The following is a 17,323-nucleotide window of genomic DNA, read 5'->3' as shown; positions in this document are numbered from 1 at the left end:
TCAAACACTGTGGCACACTTTTTGCCCAGTTCAAATGGTCCATAAACATAACAATAGATGACAATGGAGCTATGCTGACATGAGCGTAATCACATCCACCCCTGGTCAACTTCAGGTGATTAAACGAACTGGTGATGTTGCTGCTTTTGATGCCGAAAAAATTTCTGTCGCAATTGGTAAAGCATTTTTAGCGGTAGAAGGACAGCAAAGTGCTGACTCTAGCCGTATTCATGATCGCATTTCACAACTAACTGAAATGGTCATGAACACCTTTAACCGTCGTTTACCTTCAGGCGGCACCATTCATATTGAAGAAATCCAAGACCAAGTGGAATTGGCACTCATGCGTACTGGTGAACAGAAAGTTGCGCGTGCCTATGTGATCTATCGTGAACAGCGTGCGTCTGCTCGTCAGCAAACAGGTGCACACCATCACCCGACATTACAAATTACTGCACAAGACGGTCAATTAAAGCCACTAGACTTAAGCGCGCTCCAAGCGAAAGTAACAAAAGCCGCTGAAGGTTTAGAAGGCATCGATGCGCAAGCGATTATCGATGAAACTGTGAAAAACCTTTATAACGGTGTAAAAGAGTCAGACATCTCAACCACCATGATGATGGCGACGCGTACCCGTATTGAACAAGAACCTAACTATACTTATGTGACTGCACGTTTATTGCGTGATGACTTGGTTGCGACTGGTTTAGAATTCTTAGGTCTTTCTACGGACACTTTAGAAAGCGATGCTCTTGAAGCATTCTTGAAAAAAGGTGTTGAGTTAGAATTGCTTTCTGCTGACTTGCTTGACTTTGATTTAGCCAAGTTAGCTGCTGCGATTCAACCAGAACGTTCAAACCAGTTTACTTACTTAGGTCTACAAACTTTATTTGACCGTTACTTTATCCATTCAAATGGTATTCGCTTCGAACTTCCACAATTGTTCTTCATGCGTGTTTCGATGGGTCTAGCACTGAACGAAGAAAACCGTGAAGAACGTGCAATCGAATTCTACAACTTATTGTCGAGCTTCGATTACATGGCGTCTACTCCGACGTTGTTTAACTCAGGGACTTTACGCCCACAATTATCAAGCTGTTATTTAACCACCATTGATGATGACCTGTTCGACATTTATGGCGCGATGCGTGATAACGCGATGTTGTCTAAATGGGCGGGTGGTTTAGGTAATGACTGGACACCAGTACGTGCTTTGAACTCATACATCAAAGGCACCAACGGTAAATCACAAGGTGTTGTCCCGTTCCTGAAAGTGGCCAACGATACCGCTGTTGCAGTTAACCAAGGTGGTAAGCGTAAAGGTGCAGTATGTGCCTACCTTGAAACTTGGCACTTGGACATTGAAGAATTCCTAGAGCTGCGTAAAAACACAGGTGATGACCGTCGTCGTACGCATGACATGAACACAGCGAACTGGGTTCCAGATTTGTTCATGCAACGTGTATTTGAAGATGCTGAATGGACACTATTCACGCCATCTGAAACTCCTGACCTACACGACTTGATGGGTGTAGAGTTTGCAGAGCGTTATGCACACTACGAAGCTGTAGCAAAAGAAAATAACATGCTACACAAAAAAGTACGTGCTAAAGACTTATGGCGCAAAATGCTGTCAATGTTGTTTGAAACAGGTCACCCGTGGATCACATTCAAAGACGTATGTAACTTACGTTCACCACAGCAACACGTAGGTGTAGTGCACTCGTCGAACTTATGTACTGAAATTACGCTGAACACCAATAAAGACGAAATTGCAGTATGTAACTTGGGTTCAATCAACCTTGTTCAACACGTGCAAGGCGGTGTATTGGATCGTGAGAAATTGGCTCGCACCATTAAAACAGCCGTACGTATGCTCGATAACGTGATCGACATTAACTACTATGCAGTGCCACAAGCGAAAAACTCGAACTTGAAACACCGCCCTGTGGGTATGGGTATCATGGGCTTCCAAGATGCTTTATATGAAATGGGCATGGCGTATGGTTCAGATGCAGCGGTAGACTTTGCTGATGAATCAATGGAAGTGATTAGCTACTATGCAATCCAAACGTCTAGCGACTTAGCGGTTGAACGTGGTGCTTACTCGACCTTCAAGGGTTCATTGTGGGATCAAGGTATTCTTCCAATCGACTCTTTAAACAAAGTTGCACAATCACGTCCTGAGCGTATGTTCGAAGTTGATCGTACACAACGTTTAGATTGGGATTCTTTACGTGCGAAAGTACAAAAAGATGGTATGCGTAACTCAAACGTGATGGCGATTGCTCCAACAGCAACTATCTCGAATATTTGTGGCGTATCTCAATCGATTGAGCCAACTTTCCAAAACTTGTATGTGAAATCTAACCTTTCTGGTGAATTCACTGTAATTAACCCGTACTTGGTACGTGCGTTAAAAGAACGTGGTCTTTGGGATTCAGTCATGGTGAATGACTTGAAACACTTCGAAGGTTCTGTACAGAAGATTTCACGCATTCCAGAAGAGCTTAAAGCAATTTTTGCGACTGCATTTGAAGTTGAGCCACGCTGGATTGTAGATGCGGCTTCACGTCGTCAAAAATGGATTGACCAAGCGCAATCGCTAAACCTTTACATTGCTGGCGCAAATGGTAAGAAACTTGACATCACGTATAAGATGGCATGGTTACGTGGTTTAAAAACTACTTATTACCTCCGTGCATTAGGTGCAACGTCGGCTGAGAAATCGACCATTAACACGGGTGCATTGAATGCGGTTAAGGCCACTACAGTCGCAGCGCCTGTTGCAGCAGTAGCGGAAGAAAAACCAGTTGCAGCACCTGTGGTCGAAGATGAAGGTTTTGAACAAGCGGCACCAGTGCCAATGGCATGTTCAATTGACAATCCAGATTGTGAGGCTTGTCAGTAATAACCTCCCCTAACCCCTCCTTAAAGGAGGGGGATCACACCAGATTTATTGAGGTGTGAAAGTCCCTCTTTTTAAAGAGGGATTTAGGGAGATTAAAAAATTTTAAAAGAAATTTAAAAGGAAAAGACCATGCTCCATATGACTCATAACTACATGTTAGGACTCGCGGTTTTGGTCTTTTCCTTTGTTTTCTTTTACGTGCCAATGGTCTACGCATTTGTAGCCATTCGCCATCAGCAGCGTAAGCAAAATAAGTAGTGGGGACACTTGCTCTACCGAACAAAATTAGAGCATTTATCGACAAAACTTAATTTTGCTTACACAAATTGAGCGTATAGTAGGACATCTTCTTGGTTGAGATGTCTTCATAAAAGATATAAAGCAACGAAGAGAGAATTGATATGTCTATCCTAAGTTGGGACGATTTAGAAGATGATTCGCAAAAACCGGCTGCACCTGAGCACAAGTCTGCGCCCGTCGAACCGCAAAAAGCGCCTGCTGCGCCGTTGGTATCTAATGCAGAGCAACCACAGAAGAATGTGGCAGCTCCACAATCCGCTGGAACCCGTTCAGTGCGATCAACAGATCCAGCCGATCCGTTGGCAAGAGCATCTAACGCTCTAGAAACCTTGGACGTTGCGCCTGGTCTTGAAGAGCTTGAGATGGGTGCTCAACGTGTACAAGTTGACGACAAAGCTATGATTAACTGTCGTGCGGACTTGAACCAACTGGTACCGTTCAAATACGAATGGGCTTGGCAGAAGTATCTAGATGGTTGTGCCAACCACTGGATGCCGCAAGAAGTGAACATGAACCATGACATCGCACTTTGGAAGTCTGAAAATGGCTTAACTGAAGATGAGCGTACCATTGTAATGCGTTCTTTAGGTTTCTTCTCGACTGCAGACTCATTGGTTGCAAACAACTTGGTCTTGGCGATTTACCGCCACATTACCAACCCTGAATGCCGTCAGTACATTTTGCGTCAAGCCTTTGAAGAAGCGATTCACACCCACGCTTACCAATACTGTATTGAATCTTTAGGTATGGATGAAGGCGAAGTCTTCAACATGTACCGTGAAGTTCCATCAGTCGCGCGTAAAGCGGCTTGGGGCTTAAAGTATACGCAATCATTGAGTGACCCAACCTTCCAAACAGGTACACCTGAAAACGACCAAATTTTGCTTCGCAACTTGATCGCATTCTACTGTGTACTTGAAGGGATCTTCTTCTACTGTGGTTTCAGTCAAATCTTGTCGATGGGTCGTCGTAACAAGATGAATGGTGTTGCCGAGCAATTCCAATACATCTTGCGTGATGAATCTATGCACTTGAACTTTGGTATCGATATGATTAACCAAATCAAGATTGAGAACCCGCATCTTTGGACGGCTGAATTCCAAGAAGAAATCATCCAGATGATTCTTGAAGGTACGATGCTCGAAATCGAATATGCACGTGACACGATGCCACGCGGTGTATTGGGTATGAATGCAGGTATGATGGAAGAATACTTGAAATTTATCTGTAACCGTCGTTTAAGCCAGTTGGGCTTACCTGAACAATTTGCTGGTGTGAATAATCCATTCCAGTGGATGTCAGAAATGATGGATTTACGTAAAGAGAAGAACTTCTTTGAAACTCGCGTAACTGATTACCAAACAGGTGGTGCGTTAAGCTGGTAATTATATCACCGTCACGCGACACATAAGTTGTCATAGACGACTTAATGAAAAGGCTGCCATTCGCAGCCTTTTTTAATATCAATAATAAATTATATGATTCAAGACAAAACGATATGGAAAAACTGGTCAGGCTATCATTGCCAAAGTTTGGTTGAAACCAAAAGGCTGTAGTGGCAAGAAAAAGACGCATACCTTTAAAGTACTTTAGAAAAAAGAGATAGAGAAAGAATTCATTTTTTATTCAACATGAAATTTAAAAATTGACACAGGTTGTGTCGTTTTATCAAAAAAATGATATAGGTTGTGTCGCTAACTTTTGTCATCATGTGTCGTAATGATTTCTAAGTCATTGTAATTAATACCCCTGAATGACAAACAATGTGTCGCCTGACGATATAACATCTCCAGTGTCATTGCTGATGCTTAAAATATCATTATTAAAAAACCGCCATGCATGGCGGTTTTTTATTTTAAATAAAGTCGAATAACCTCAGTTCAGCACAAATATCTGAAGGAAAGCTCTTACTTGATAGTTGCGTTGAGTTTCCACAATATTTACGTTCGCGGTTATTGATCATCCTATGCAAACCACAGAGAAGATAAAGATGCCCTTTGCACCGTTATTTGATGGTTCTTAGAGGCTGGTCTATGGATATGAGAAAAACTGCATCTCAAAGTTTATTTTTTATTCAAAAAAGCCATTTTCTACGCATTCTTTTACCCAATACTTTTCTGTATTGCTGTTAAAATTAATCCTCATGAGCGATTTTCCAATCCTTCATAACTCTATAAATCAAGGATGATTAGCGAATATATTCATTATGGAAATCAAGCAAATAAAATATTTTTTGACGGTGGTAGAAGCTGGCAGTATTGGAAAGGCCGCGCAAAAGCTGGATGTTGGTGCTTCAGCCATTAGCCAGCAAATTAGTAAACTCGAGCAGGAACTGTCTATTCGCTTATTACAGCGGAATGCCTTTGGGGTAACCCCCACTCCAGCGGGTCTGGCCTTTTTAAAACACTCGCAGTTAATTCTAAGACAAATCAATTTTGCAGTTGATGCAGCTCATTCTGCACGACTCTCAGGCCACGTCAGCCTCGGCTTTCCACCAACGATTATGGCGTTGCTCGGAATACCCTTCATGAAATTAATGTCTGATCGTTATCCCGACATTCGGCTTGAAATTGTGGAAACGCTGTCGGGTAATCTAATTCAGGCCATTAATTCACGTCAGCTTGATCTTGCGATTATTTTTACCAATGAAATTGATAAACAGTGGTCAATACAGCCGCTAGTACGTGAGCAAATGTATTTGATGGCTCGAAAAGAAGTGCTGCAACAATATGGTCTTGCCGAGTGCATTAAGAGTGGCATCATCCAGTCGAAACAAATCGGGGATATTCCTTTAGTATTGCCCCGTCAGCGACATAGTTTAAGAAAACTCTTAGAAAACAAGATTGGACAGCTAAATGTGGTCTATGAAATTGATGGTCTACATTTACTCATGGATAGTCTTGTTCATCTCGACCTGGCAAGTGTTCGACCGGGCAGTGCCTGCCTACCAGAATACCAGCCTAAATTAGAATTACTAAAGGTCGTTGATCCAGAAATCGAGCGTATAAATTATCTGGTGAGTCTCGCGGAAGAAGAATTATCTCCTGCTGCATTAGCCGCGAAATCGGCCATACGGGCGTGTGTGAGAGAGCTGATTCAAAATCAGAGCTGGCCTTGCGCGGAAAATATTTTATAACCAACCATTAATTTTATTAAATACCCAATTAACTTTTACCTCTCTCCTATGCCGACTTTTTAAGATTACATTGTCGATGCAGGTTAAGCAGGTTTCTGCTTATTGCAATATAGATATGTAGTTTGAATAGGAAACAAGGCTTCACAGGGGATATGAAGGACATCATTGCGTCCCGTCTATCCCCACTCGCGATTTTAGGGTCTGCGTCATTCAAGCCGAAGACCTTGCGATGCACTTATGTGAATGTTTCCGTTTTGTCAGGCCAAGGAGGTCTCCAATGGATGTCGTGAATAATCGTACGGCCACTTTTAAAAAAATATTAAATGTAACCAGTGGCAACTTTTTAGAGCAGTACGATTTTTTTCTTTTTGGTTTCTATGCCACTTATATTGCAGCAAAATTTTTTCACTCCGAAAATGAATATGTCTCTTTAATGATGACATTTACCGTATTTGCTGCTGGCTTTCTGATGCGCCCTTTAGGCGCGATTTTTCTAGGTGCCTATGTCGATAAAGTCGGTCGCCGCAAAGGTTTAATTGTAACCCTGAGCTTGATGGCGATTGGAACCATCTTAATTACCTTTGTACCAGGGTATGAAACCATAGGAATTCTTGCTCCAATTTTGGTGGTGATCGGACGTTTATTACAAGGCTTTTCAGCCGGTGTTGAATCTGGCGGGGTTTCTATTTATCTCGCGGAAATTTCAACCGATAAGAACCGTGGATTTATTACCAGTTGGCAATCTGGCAGCCAACAAATTGCGGTTGTATTTGCGGCATCACTGGGTTACTGGCTAAATACGGTATTAACCAATGCCCAAGTCGGTGAATGGGGTTGGCGTATTCCATTTCTGATTGGTTGTTTAATTATTCCATTAATCTTTTTATTCCGTCGAACCTTGGAAGAAACAGAGGATTTCAAAGCGCAAAAAACACATCCGACATCAAAAGAGATTTTCAATACACTGGTCAGTAACTGGCGTATCGTGCTTGCAGGCATGATGATGAGTGCCATGACCACCACCACATTCTATTTTATTACGGTTTACACCACGGTGTATGCAAAACGGACACTCGAAATGTCCGTGACCGATAGCCTTTTAGCAACGGTGTTTGTCGGTCTCTCCAATTTCTTCTGGTTACCTATGGGTGGTTTGCTTTCAGACAAAATTGGTCGTCGTCCAGTTTTAGTGGGGATCACGACACTTGCCATCTTTACCACATATCCTGTTTTAAACTGGTTAGTGCATGACATTAGTTTCACCAACCTGTTGATAACGCTTGCTTACTTCTCCTTCTTCTTTGGCATGTACAACGGCACCATGGTGGCCACACTGGCCGAAGTTATGCCCAAACGTGTACGTACCGTTGGTTTCTCTTTAGCTTTCAGCCTTGCAGCCGCTATTTTTGGCGGAATGACACCGATGGCGTGTACTTTCCTTGTGGAAAATACAGGAAATGCCAGCACCCCTGCTTTCTGGCTGATGTTAGCCGCGGTATGTAGCCTAATCTCAAGCTTATATCTCTGTCGTGGTTCTCAACAAAACAAGTCAGATACCGTGACTGAACCCGCAAAACTGAACGCTTAATCTCCTAGTACTCCATCTTTAGTTTTAATAGACAGTACGGACAATCTTGAATGTCCGTGCTGTGCTCTCTTGCACGCAAAAATGAGGCACTACATGAAAAAATTCTCTATTTTAAAATCGGTTATTTTCACCAGCGCGAGTATAATCGCGACATTGAGCCATGCAGACACACTCGAAGTGATTAGCTCTGGCGGGTTTTATTCATCCATGGAAAAACTCATTCCAATCTTTGAACAACAAACAGGTCATACCATTCATCTCTCGTCTGGTTCGTCTATGGGCGCATCACCTACCGCTATACCAAATAGACTGGATCGTGGAGAGCGTTTTGATGTTGTGGTGCTTGCGGCTCCAGAACTGAGTAAGCTGGCCGAAAAGGGCTATGTAGAACCAGCGTCACAACGCGATTTAGTAAAATCTAGTATTGGGATGGCAATTCCCAAAGGGGCTAAAAAGCCGGATATTAGCTCTGCAGAGAAATTCGAAAAAGTTTTGTTAAATGCAAAACATATTGGTTACTCAGCCAGTGCAAGCGGCACCCACCTCGAAAAAAATGTCTTCCCAAGCTTTCCTGCTGTTGAATATAAAATTATTTCTAGCAAGGCAGAAAAAGTGGTCGGTGATCGCGTTGCCAAGCGTATAGCCGAAGGACAATTTGATATTGGATTCCAGCAAATCAGCGAAATTAAGCCTTTTACAGGCAAATATGGACAAGTTGAGTTGGTGGGTGCAATTCCAGCGCCTTATCAAAAAGTCACGATTTTTTCTGCGGGAATTGGCAAAGACTCGGAACACGAAAAGACGGCCAACGCATTAATTCAGTTTGTAAAATCTCCGCAAGCGACACAGATTATTGAGGATCAGGGGCTAGAACAAATCCCACAGTAAAATGACGGTATAAGACAACATCTGCACAGGATGTTGTCTTTTTTTACGCGTTCATTTCTCGTCACAGCATAAAAGTCGAGACAAATTGCGCTGTAGAGCCATCAATCACTCTAGATTGGCTCAGATATTTCAAGCATGAAATGTTTTGTCGGGATCGCCTTTGGCACTTGCGCCGTGTACGGATAGATAGAGATCTAAGCCTAAAAAGCTCAAGCCATGCTAAAGGTAAAACAGGACTTGAGCTGATAGTTAGATTGAATTGAGCACACAGGAAATCGGGAAAGTGAATATCTGCTATACCTTATCGCCTGATCTAGAATTCATATTTCGCCATCATTTCTATACGATTATCTTTCCCTAATCGATCATTCACGGTATGACGCTCCCCATAGACATATTCCAGTCCGAAAGTGAGCGGCTTATTGGGTTTGAACATCATATTGACCCAGCCCTGCTGTAACTTCTCATTGGCATCTTTCGTAATATAGTCTTTATCCGCATAGATCAATGCACCATAGCCAAGCGTGCTTCTCAGCTTTGGATTAAATTGATAGGTAAGACCCATTTGAAAGGCATCAAAATCAATTAATTCAAGATCATCTCCATTCTGGATATAGCGTCGATTATCGGAACTTGCCAGTAATAATTTGTTGTCTCCAGCCACATGTGAATAGTTGCTATTGAATAATAAAGATGGCGTGATTTTATAACGCAGTCCTAGCGCAGCGCCCCACCCCAGTTCTGTTGCATCATTTTCACTGCGTAGGCGGACTTCTTGAATTAAACCACGTGCCGTCATTACCCCTTTACCTGCGGCAAATTCATGCTTCAATTTACCCGCCAGTAATGGCAGACGGTTATCGTCATTGCCTTTTTCTAAACTTAAAAAATACGTGGTGAGGGCATTAACGGGTTGGGAATAGCGCACCATTGGATTACGCGTGGTACCGCCCCCTAGTGCAGTATTTGAATCGAGCATTTCGGGTGCAGTTTCAGTGGAAAGAAAACTAGAGGTGGTCTGACCTACCAACCAGCGGTCATAATTTAAATAAACATGACGAAGACGTGCCGTATCCTTATTTTCTCCACCCCGAAAATCTATTTCAATTTTTCCTTTTAATGCATGCTCAGCTAAAGGGGTAGTAAAATCTAGACCAATGCGTGTGGCATTGACGGTGGTATCCAAGCGATCTTCCGTGGCTTTTTTCCCGGGATCGCCTTCTAGCACCACACTATTAATCCGGTTAAACATACCTTTGGCACCTTCAATCTGGTATGCAACATCGGCCCGAACAAATCCATACAAACTTACCTCGCTACCCGATGGTGTTTGCCTTTTTGCTTGAGCAAGCATATTTTTTTCGACGGGCTGGACAACACTGCTTGCTGCGACTGGTGTGGCGGTCAGGTTCGGAACTGATTTCGCTTGCTGCGCCTGAAGCAGTTGTCGAAGTTCATTCACTTCCGCACGTAACTGTTCAATTTCACTGGGCTGATTGGCATGGGTAAAAGCACTGATTGTGGTCAAGCTTGCGATGAGAACCATCTTAGGTGAATTAAATTTCATTTTGCATTCCATGTATTTTATTTAAAAAAACCGTGTTATTCGTCCATTTACACAAATTGTAGGTACACGTTCCCCCTGAATGAGCTGCTTCAGTTGCTTAAAAGGTCTTGTTTTCTGATCTGAAAAACAGTTGAAGACTGCGTTGATAAAAAAAGTGCGTGGTGAGAATGACAAAAATTAATCTGGAGAGCTGAAAGGCCACAACAATCGGCACTGTGAGTCCTAAAGCTTTGGCCATAAGCGACATTTCTGCGATCCCGCCTGGAGAAAGACCTAAAATCAAGATTTGCTTTTCGGTATGGCTTAAATTCACCAGTAACAAGGCAAAGCTGATTGATAACAGCAAGGCCAACAGATTGAAGAGCAAAGTCACCCCTATAAATTTTTTGTTGTTCTTTAAAAAACTAAACGGGAATTTGCTACCCAATGACCAACCTATACAGACTTGTCCCAAGGCAATTAACCATTCTGGAAATCTCAACTGAAGTATCTCGCAAAATGACAACAGTCCAATAATGGTCAGTGGGCCTAGAATCCAAGCATTCAGCAGATTAAAAAATTCAAATACCTTCCCAAAAAACACAGCAAGTCCAAACAGCAGCAGCACCTGAAAAAGACCAAATCGCTCGCTATCGTGCAGAGGCAAACCAGACCATTCGACTTGAAAATAAAAATGCATAAACACTGGCACCAACACCACCAGAATCACAATTCTCAAACTATGTGCAGCAACGACTTTATCGACCTGTGCGTGGTGCCGTTCTGCAATATTCACCATCTCACTGGCACTGCCAATGGCTGAAGAGAACCATGCGGTCGCCCAATCCAGAGCATTGATTCGATATTGCAAAACCGCGAGCATAGTCCCCAGTAAAAGTGACCATGCCATGCCAAGCAGGATAAAGCCCCAATACGCAGCTACGGCTTGTACCAGTGCGGGGGTAAAGTAAAGCCCTAAGGCCATACCAATAATGATCTGTCCTACACGTCGCCAGCGCGGATCACAAGCCAGTGGATGCCCAACACTACCAAGTAATAAGGCCGTCAATAACGGCCCCAGCAGCCATGGTAAAGGCATATGCACATAATGGGCGAATATGGCTCCCAGCAGGGCGATGACCAATCCTTTGAGATTTGAGCTGATTGTGTTCATAATTTTCAGCAATAATCGTCAACAGATGCCGACCATTATTGCCATCCTGTTAAGCTGTTTGTTTTTTGATGTACAAGTATTTACGCACGATTGGCAAGATCAGTAACAATCCCGACATGATCCAGAGGCCCATACTGATGTTACTGCTCCACAAAATGTTGAGTTCGCCTTGAGAAATAGACAAGGCACGACGTAAATTAGATTCCATCAACTGTCCAAGAACGAAGCCAAGAATTAACGGTGCCAATGGGAAATCAAATTTTCTTAGAATATATCCAAACACGCCCAAGCCCATGCAGAGCAGCAAGTCAAAGATATTGGTGTGAATGGCGTACACCCCAACAAAGCTGACACTGGCAATAATCGGAATCAGAATATAATTAGGAATACTTAGCATGCGGGCAAAGAAGCCTACCAATGGCAAGTTCAATACCAGCAGAATAATGTTACCGACCATCAACGATGCAATCAGTGACCACACCAATACGGGTTCCTGAGCAAATAATTGAGGACCTGGAGTAATGTTGTACATGAGCAAAGCGCCCATCATGACCGCAGTTGTACCTGAACCCGGCACCCCCAAAGTCAACATCGGGACAAATGAACCACACGCTGCTGCGTTATTGGCACTTTCAGGTGCAGCAAGACCACGCAGATCACCTTTACCGAACTTGCTATTGTCGCTTGCCATCTTCCGTTCAGTGGTATAAGCCATGGCACTTGCAACGGTTGCACCTGCACCAGGTAAAATTCCTGAGAAGAAACCAATCAATGCACCACGGATAATGGTCGCTAATGAACTGAGCAATTCTTTTAGATTGAATAGTGAACGTTTGCCCTGCTCCATCGCGACTTTACCAATCGTGGTTCGTTCAAGCAGTAATAAGATTTCACTTACACTGAATAATCCGATCACCAAAGTGGTAAAGGCAATTCCATCACTTAAGCCCACACTGTTAAAGGTAAAACGATAAACACCAGTAATGGCATCCATCCCCACTGTCGAAAGAGCCAAGCCCATTAAAGCCATAATCAGAGTTTTAAAGGGCTGCGTACTGACCAAACCGGTTAAACATACAATTGCAAACACCATTAAGGCAAAATATTCAGCTGGACCAAACGCGATTGCCCATTTCGCCAAGATTGGAGCAAACAAGACAATGCCAATAAAAGCGATCGTACTGCCAATAAAAGAGCTGACCGAAGATAAAGACAGTGCAATACCTGCCTTGCCTTGCTGTGCCAATGGATAACCGTCTAAGGTGGTCATAATGGCCCCAGCATCCCCAGGTACGTTTAAGAGAATCGCTGAAATACGTCCTCCATATTCACAACCCAAATAGACTGCTGCCAATAAAATTAATGCACTATCGACTGGTAGACCTAGGGCATAGGCAAACGGCAATAAAATTGCCACACCATTAATAGGACCTAAACCTGGCAATAAACCAACAATCGTTCCAATAAATGCACCGACAAAGGCAATTAGGAGATTCTGCGGTTGTAAGGCAACCTCGAAACCTGTCATTAAAAAACTTAATACGTCCATATCAGGTCATCCTTAACCAAAAAATCCAAGTGGTAATGGCACATCCAAGAAACGGTCAAACATATAATAGGTACTAATGCTCAGCACCAAGCCTGTAACCAAAACTGGTACGGTTTTGCCATGGAAAAGTTTGCCCACTGCAACCGTCATCAACAGCGTGGCAACAATAAAGCCTAGCCATTCAAAAATTAATGCGTACAGAGTTAAAGCGACCGTACACAACACTAACTTACCAAGCAGATGTTTAGTCCAATGCAACTCCACTGGTTCAAACATAATGGCTGGGCGTACTGTCAGATATACGGCACTCGCTGTAATTAAGCCCATTAATAGAATCGGAAAGGCTTTAGGTCCCACTGGATCGTAGGAAATTGGCGCTTCAAAATTGCTTGCATAGATCAGCAAAAATAATCCACACACTGCAATAATGGCGGTAAGAATCCGTTCAGATTTCATCATCTATCCTCAAAACAAAAACTGAGTTGAGCAATAATTTCTCAACTCAGTCTATTTGCTATTTTGATAATTTATATTCTTGCGACAATTTGCGCATTTCTTCAGTCTGCTTATATACATAGGCAGTCAGTTCTTCACCTGTCATCTGAAATGGGAGCAGATCTTGGTTGTTACGTATTGCTTCATATTTCTGGTCAGCCATCATTTTATCGAAGGCGTTTTTCCACCAGCCATAGGCTTCATCACTAACTTTTGGCCCCATATAGAAACCACGAATGACTGGCCATTCAATGTCATAGCCCTGCTCTTTGGCAGTACGTAGCTGTGAGAACTTCCCATCTAAGCGCTTGTCTGCAAATACGGCCAAAACACGAATATCACCAGATTCTAAGTGTGAGCCGACCTCACTGACATTGCCGACACCAACTTGAATATGCTGCCCCAGCAATGAAGTCAGAACCTCACCTCCACCTTCAAGTGCAACAAATCTCAAGTCGGTAGGACTAATGCCAGCTTTTTTTGCCAACATTGCAGTTTGCATCCAGTCTTGACCACCGACACTTCCTGCACCACCAAAACTAATCGCTTTCGGATTTTCTCGGAGGGCTTTCATGAGGTCATCAAGGTTTTTCAGTGGTGAGTCTTTATGTACCGAAACCAAACCATAATCCACGGCGACCCCAGACAACCATTTCACATCTTTTTCACTGAAGTGCCCAAATTTTCCTTGTGCCAAGTTCAAGAGTGAACCCGTCGAAAATGCAACCACGGCATCATTGTTCGCAGGATCATTGTTTACAATCTTATTATAGGCAACAGCCCCCACCCCTCCAGGCATATAGGTGACACGAATCGGGTCTTTGAGCTGTTCTGTTTGTTTAAAACCAGACTGGATCAGTTTACAAGTCATGTCAAAACCACCACCAGGCTTGGCTGGGGCGATACACTCTGGACGTTTAGGCTCACCAGCCGCTTTAGAAGCATTGCCTGAACCACAGCCCACCATGCTCAATCCAACACATGCTAATGCGAGTAATTTTAAATTTTTCATTTCAAATACATCCTTATAACGCCTTTACTCTATTCATCTCTTTCGAGTTTTTTACCCTTAACCCTCATCGCCCTCCATGGTGCGATCCGGGTTAAAAATCTTATTTTGCTTTGCGCTTATGCTTTGCCATCCGCTCTTCCACTGCAAACTTCAGTAATGCTGCACTGCGGTAAAAACCATGGGCAAACTTGCCAAAAGGGATGGTCAAGAAGAAGGTCATGACCGTCGCCAAATGTATGATCAGTAAGAGTGCCATTGCAGAACTGTCACGGAATGCCAGTAGTGCGAGCCCCGTAACACTGATTAACAGCAATAAGAAGATAAAACCGCGATCCATTGGCTTTTGTTCGGCATCGCCATGTAGTGGATGGCGTTTGATATTCAGGTAGAGCAGACCTAATGGTCCAACAACCAAGCCAATCCCCCCTAAAGTGCCTAAAATGACAGGCAAACTGGTATAGGCATACGGTGCTTCTAAAGCAAGGAAGTAGTGATAGAAGGTCGCGACAGTTGTGGCCAAAAAACACAATAAGAATCCGTACATGGTGCAATGGTGAAACATGCGACGAATTTGGGTATAACGGTCATCTTCTTCATTACAGCCTTTACCGTGTCCTCCATCGAGATATTTAAGGGTCAATACATTTTTAGAGGCTTGCAAAATGTCTGGCTGTGCCACACCTTCTGGAATAATGGTTGAGGTTTGCTTCCAAAACTTGGCTACTCCCAAACCTAGCAGCACAATCGCCGTGATAAAGACTGAACCAAAGAGCACTGCTAAAAAGTTATGCGGGAAAATCGCATAAAAATCACCTTGGTATTCAGCAAAGAGGTTAGTGCCATTGAGCCATACCCCAGCCAACATGAGCAGGAAGAAGCTCAGCGTCATGCCCGAGACCAAAGCAATACCAGTTTTTTTATAAATCGCGCCAAAAGAGGCTGGCACAGCAAACTGCTGATAGGTTTCCAAGCGCACTTGAGCCATCGCTTGTGGAATATTCACGCCAAATTCATGTGGCGGTGCATATTGGCAGGCATGTAAACATGCCCCGCAGTTGTGGCATAAGTTGGCCATATAGTGAATGTCGGCCTGCGTAAATTCCAAGCGCTTGGTCATGGCTGGAAACACCGCACAGAAAGTTTCACAGTACCGGCAGGCATTACAAATCTGTAAGGCTTGCTTCACTTGCTGCTCATTTTCAGTCAGTTGCACGACAGGAATTAAATTTTTGACATTGGAGTTCATGTTAAAGCTCCCTGCTTCAATGCCGCTGCTGCAGCATTCTTACCGGCAATACGTCCAAAGGTAGTGCCTATCGACATCCCCACACCCGCGGTATAACCCTGACCGAGTACATTTCCTGCCATCATTTCACCTGCCACATATAAATTTGGACTTGCGACATCGTTAAAACGGACGGCCGCATCATCTTCAACTTTCAGACCTAAATAGGTAAAAGTAATTCCGGGTCTTAAGGCATAGGCATAATAAGGGGGTTGATCGAGTGGAACGGCCCAATGTGTTTTGGCAGGGCTTAAATTTTCGGTATGACAATTGTCCAGTACCGTGTGGTTAAACTCGCCTGCTACACAAGCATGGTTATAGTCCCTTACCGTTTTGGATAAGGTCGCCACATCTAAATTTAACTTTTGGGCGAGTTCTTCAATGCTGTTGGCTTGCGTCCCCTCAAAAACCGGTGGCATAAATTTACCCACCGATTTTGAATCGATAATTGAATAAGCAATTTGATTTGGCTGCTGCGCGACCAGGCGTCCCCAAATGGCATAACGTTTGGGCCAGAAATCCTCACCCTCATCATAAAAGCGCTCGGCATTTTTATTGACCACAATACCTAAAGACACGCAGTCAATTCGGGTACAAATACCGCCATCATACAAAGGAGCACGGGCATCCACTGCCACACAATGTGACTGCGACGGATCACCAATAATATCGGCCCCTTTATCCATCATGAATTTCAGCAAGTTGCCCTGATTAAAACGAGTGCCACGAATAATGAAGTTATCCGCGGGCCATTCACCATTTGCGTTTTGACCCCAAGCTTGTTTTAACCATTCACGATTAGATTCAAAGCCGCCTGCGGCGAGAACACAAGATGCACCTTCAAAACGAGTGCCATCTGCGGCAATGGCGGCAATGAATTTGCCATCTTCAATCATCAATTCGGTAATCTTGGTGTTATAACGGATTTCAACCCCAAGATTTTTCGCGCTTCTGAAATAGGCATTGACCAGCGCCTTGCCTCCGCCCATGAAGAAAGCATTGGTTCGCGCAACATGGAGAGCACCCGATAAAGGCGGCTGAAAGTTCACTCCGTGCTGACGCATCCAGTCACGGCAATTCGCTGTAGTTCGAATCACCAGACGCGCTAAATGTTCATTGGTTTTACCCGCAGTGACTTTGAGTAAGTCTTGCCAATATTCTTCTTCTGAATATGCATCCACCAACACATCTTGCGGAGCATCGTGCATACAGCGCAAGTTACGTGTGTGCTGTGAATTTCCCCCGCGCCATTCTTTTGGCGCTGCTTCGACGAGTAATACGGACGCCCCTGCCTCGCGAGCAGTGATCGCTGCACACAATGCAGCATTCCCACCGCCAATCACTATTACATCATGCATTCGATTTCTCCCTCTCGAATTTAGAGCAATTAAAACTCAAAAGAGGCAGTCATCGTGATGCTGAGGATTTAAATGGGTCTT

12 protein-coding genes and 1 pseudogene are annotated in these 17,323 nt (G+C 43.6%); 6 read left to right on the top strand and 7 right to left on the bottom strand.

Annotated features, from left to right (window positions below; genetic code table 11):
• Positions 1-79 precede the first annotated feature (79 nt).
• From AC6CHI_RS00380 to AC6CHI_RS00355, 6 genes are all read left to right on the top strand, one after another.
• Positions 80-2,911 (top strand): ribonucleoside-diphosphate reductase subunit alpha, encoded by a 2,832-nt coding sequence (locus tag AC6CHI_RS00380; RefSeq protein ID WP_458890996.1) that lies wholly within the window; start codon positions 80-82, stop codon positions 2,909-2,911.
• 129 nt (positions 2,912-3,040) lie between these two features.
• Entirely contained in the window at positions 3,041-3,169 is a 129-nt protein-coding gene (locus AC6CHI_RS00375; protein WP_458890997.1) for a preprotein translocase subunit YajC, read from the top strand.
• Positions 3,170-3,312: 143 nt separating this feature from the next.
• The gene (locus tag AC6CHI_RS00370; protein WP_458890998.1) at positions 3,313-4,596 is read left to right on the top strand and encodes a ribonucleotide-diphosphate reductase subunit beta; all 1,284 of its coding nucleotides are present in this window, start codon (positions 3,313-3,315) and stop codon (positions 4,594-4,596) included.
• Between the two features lie 821 nt (positions 4,597-5,417).
• Positions 5,418-6,347 (top strand): LysR family transcriptional regulator, encoded by a 930-nt coding sequence (locus tag AC6CHI_RS00365; protein ID WP_458891001.1) that lies wholly within the window; start codon positions 5,418-5,420, stop codon positions 6,345-6,347.
• A gap of 277 nt (positions 6,348-6,624) precedes the next feature.
• Positions 6,625-7,935: an MFS transporter gene (locus AC6CHI_RS00360; protein ID WP_498119010.1), complete on the top strand. Its 1,311-nt coding sequence runs from the start codon at positions 6,625-6,627 to the stop codon at positions 7,933-7,935.
• 93 nt (positions 7,936-8,028) lie between these two features.
• Positions 8,029-8,823 carry a substrate-binding domain-containing protein gene (locus AC6CHI_RS00355; RefSeq protein WP_498119009.1) on the top strand — a complete coding sequence of 265 codons (795 nt, stop codon included), beginning with the start codon at positions 8,029-8,031 and terminating at the stop codon, positions 8,821-8,823.
• Positions 8,824-9,136: 313 nt separating this feature from the next.
• Here the strand turns inward: AC6CHI_RS00355 and AC6CHI_RS00350 are convergent, their stop codons facing one another.
• The 7 genes and pseudogenes from AC6CHI_RS00350 to tcuA form a co-directional block, all read right to left on the bottom strand.
• Positions 9,137-10,390 (bottom strand): DcaP family trimeric outer membrane transporter, encoded by a 1,254-nt coding sequence (locus AC6CHI_RS00350; RefSeq protein WP_498119008.1) that lies wholly within the window; start codon positions 10,388-10,390, stop codon positions 9,137-9,139.
• A 97-nt stretch (positions 10,391-10,487) separates the two neighbouring features.
• The gene (locus AC6CHI_RS00345) at positions 10,488-11,543 is read right to left on the bottom strand and encodes an AbrB family transcriptional regulator (RefSeq protein ID WP_498119007.1); all 1,056 of its coding nucleotides are present in this window, start codon (positions 11,541-11,543) and stop codon (positions 10,488-10,490) included.
• A gap of 49 nt (positions 11,544-11,592) precedes the next feature.
• On the bottom strand, positions 11,593-13,092 hold the full coding sequence (locus tag AC6CHI_RS00340) for a tripartite tricarboxylate transporter permease (protein ID WP_498119006.1): 1,500 nt from the start codon (positions 13,090-13,092) through the stop codon (positions 11,593-11,595).
• Between the two features lie 12 nt (positions 13,093-13,104).
• Positions 13,105-13,551 carry a tripartite tricarboxylate transporter TctB family protein gene (locus AC6CHI_RS00335; RefSeq protein WP_458891007.1) on the bottom strand — a complete coding sequence of 149 codons (447 nt, stop codon included), beginning with the start codon at positions 13,549-13,551 and terminating at the stop codon, positions 13,105-13,107.
• Between the two features lie 55 nt (positions 13,552-13,606).
• Positions 13,607-14,636 (bottom strand): annotated as a pseudogene (locus AC6CHI_RS00330) (Bug family tripartite tricarboxylate transporter substrate binding protein).
• 63 nt (positions 14,637-14,699) lie between these two features.
• On the bottom strand, positions 14,700-15,845 hold the full coding sequence (gene tcuB / locus AC6CHI_RS00325) for a tricarballylate utilization 4Fe-4S protein TcuB (RefSeq protein ID WP_498119005.1): 1,146 nt from the start codon (positions 15,843-15,845) through the stop codon (positions 14,700-14,702).
• The gene (tcuA, locus tag AC6CHI_RS00320; protein ID WP_498119004.1) at positions 15,842-17,242 is read right to left on the bottom strand and encodes an FAD-dependent tricarballylate dehydrogenase TcuA; all 1,401 of its coding nucleotides are present in this window, start codon (positions 17,240-17,242) and stop codon (positions 15,842-15,844) included. Before tcuA ends, tcuB begins: the two co-directional genes overlap by 4 nt.
• Positions 17,243-17,323: the final 81 nt, after the last annotated feature.

The sequence above is a fragment of the Acinetobacter sp. GQ146 genome, assembly GCF_059758585.1.
This window is presented reverse-complemented; position numbering and strand designations above follow the sequence as displayed.

Excerpts from the sequence above, each read along its gene's own strand:
- AC6CHI_RS00360 (WP_498119010.1), top strand. The coding sequence starts at position 6,625 with ATGGATGTCGTGAATAATCGTACGGCCACTTTTAAAAAAATATTAAAT.
- tcuB (WP_498119005.1), bottom strand. The coding sequence starts at position 15,845 with ATGAACTCCAATGTCAAAAATTTAATTCCTGTCGTGCAACTGACTGAA.
- tcuA (WP_498119004.1), bottom strand. The coding sequence starts at position 17,242 with ATGCATGATGTAATAGTGATTGGCGGTGGGAATGCTGCATTGTGTGCA.
- AC6CHI_RS00355 (WP_498119009.1), top strand. The coding sequence starts at position 8,029 with ATGAAAAAATTCTCTATTTTAAAATCGGTTATTTTCACCAGCGCGAGT.
- AC6CHI_RS00340 (WP_498119006.1), bottom strand. The coding sequence starts at position 13,092 with ATGGACGTATTAAGTTTTTTAATGACAGGTTTCGAGGTTGCCTTACAA.
- AC6CHI_RS00365 (WP_458891001.1), top strand. The coding sequence starts at position 5,418 with ATGGAAATCAAGCAAATAAAATATTTTTTGACGGTGGTAGAAGCTGGC.
- AC6CHI_RS00335 (WP_458891007.1), bottom strand. The coding sequence starts at position 13,551 with ATGATGAAATCTGAACGGATTCTTACCGCCATTATTGCAGTGTGTGGA.
- AC6CHI_RS00370 (WP_458890998.1), top strand. The coding sequence starts at position 3,313 with ATGTCTATCCTAAGTTGGGACGATTTAGAAGATGATTCGCAAAAACCG.
- AC6CHI_RS00380 (WP_458890996.1), top strand. The coding sequence starts at position 80 with ATGAGCGTAATCACATCCACCCCTGGTCAACTTCAGGTGATTAAACGA.
- AC6CHI_RS00345 (WP_498119007.1), bottom strand. The coding sequence starts at position 11,543 with ATGAACACAATCAGCTCAAATCTCAAAGGATTGGTCATCGCCCTGCTG.
- AC6CHI_RS00375 (WP_458890997.1), top strand. The coding sequence starts at position 3,041 with ATGCTCCATATGACTCATAACTACATGTTAGGACTCGCGGTTTTGGTC.
- AC6CHI_RS00350 (WP_498119008.1), bottom strand. The coding sequence starts at position 10,390 with ATGAAATTTAATTCACCTAAGATGGTTCTCATCGCAAGCTTGACCACA.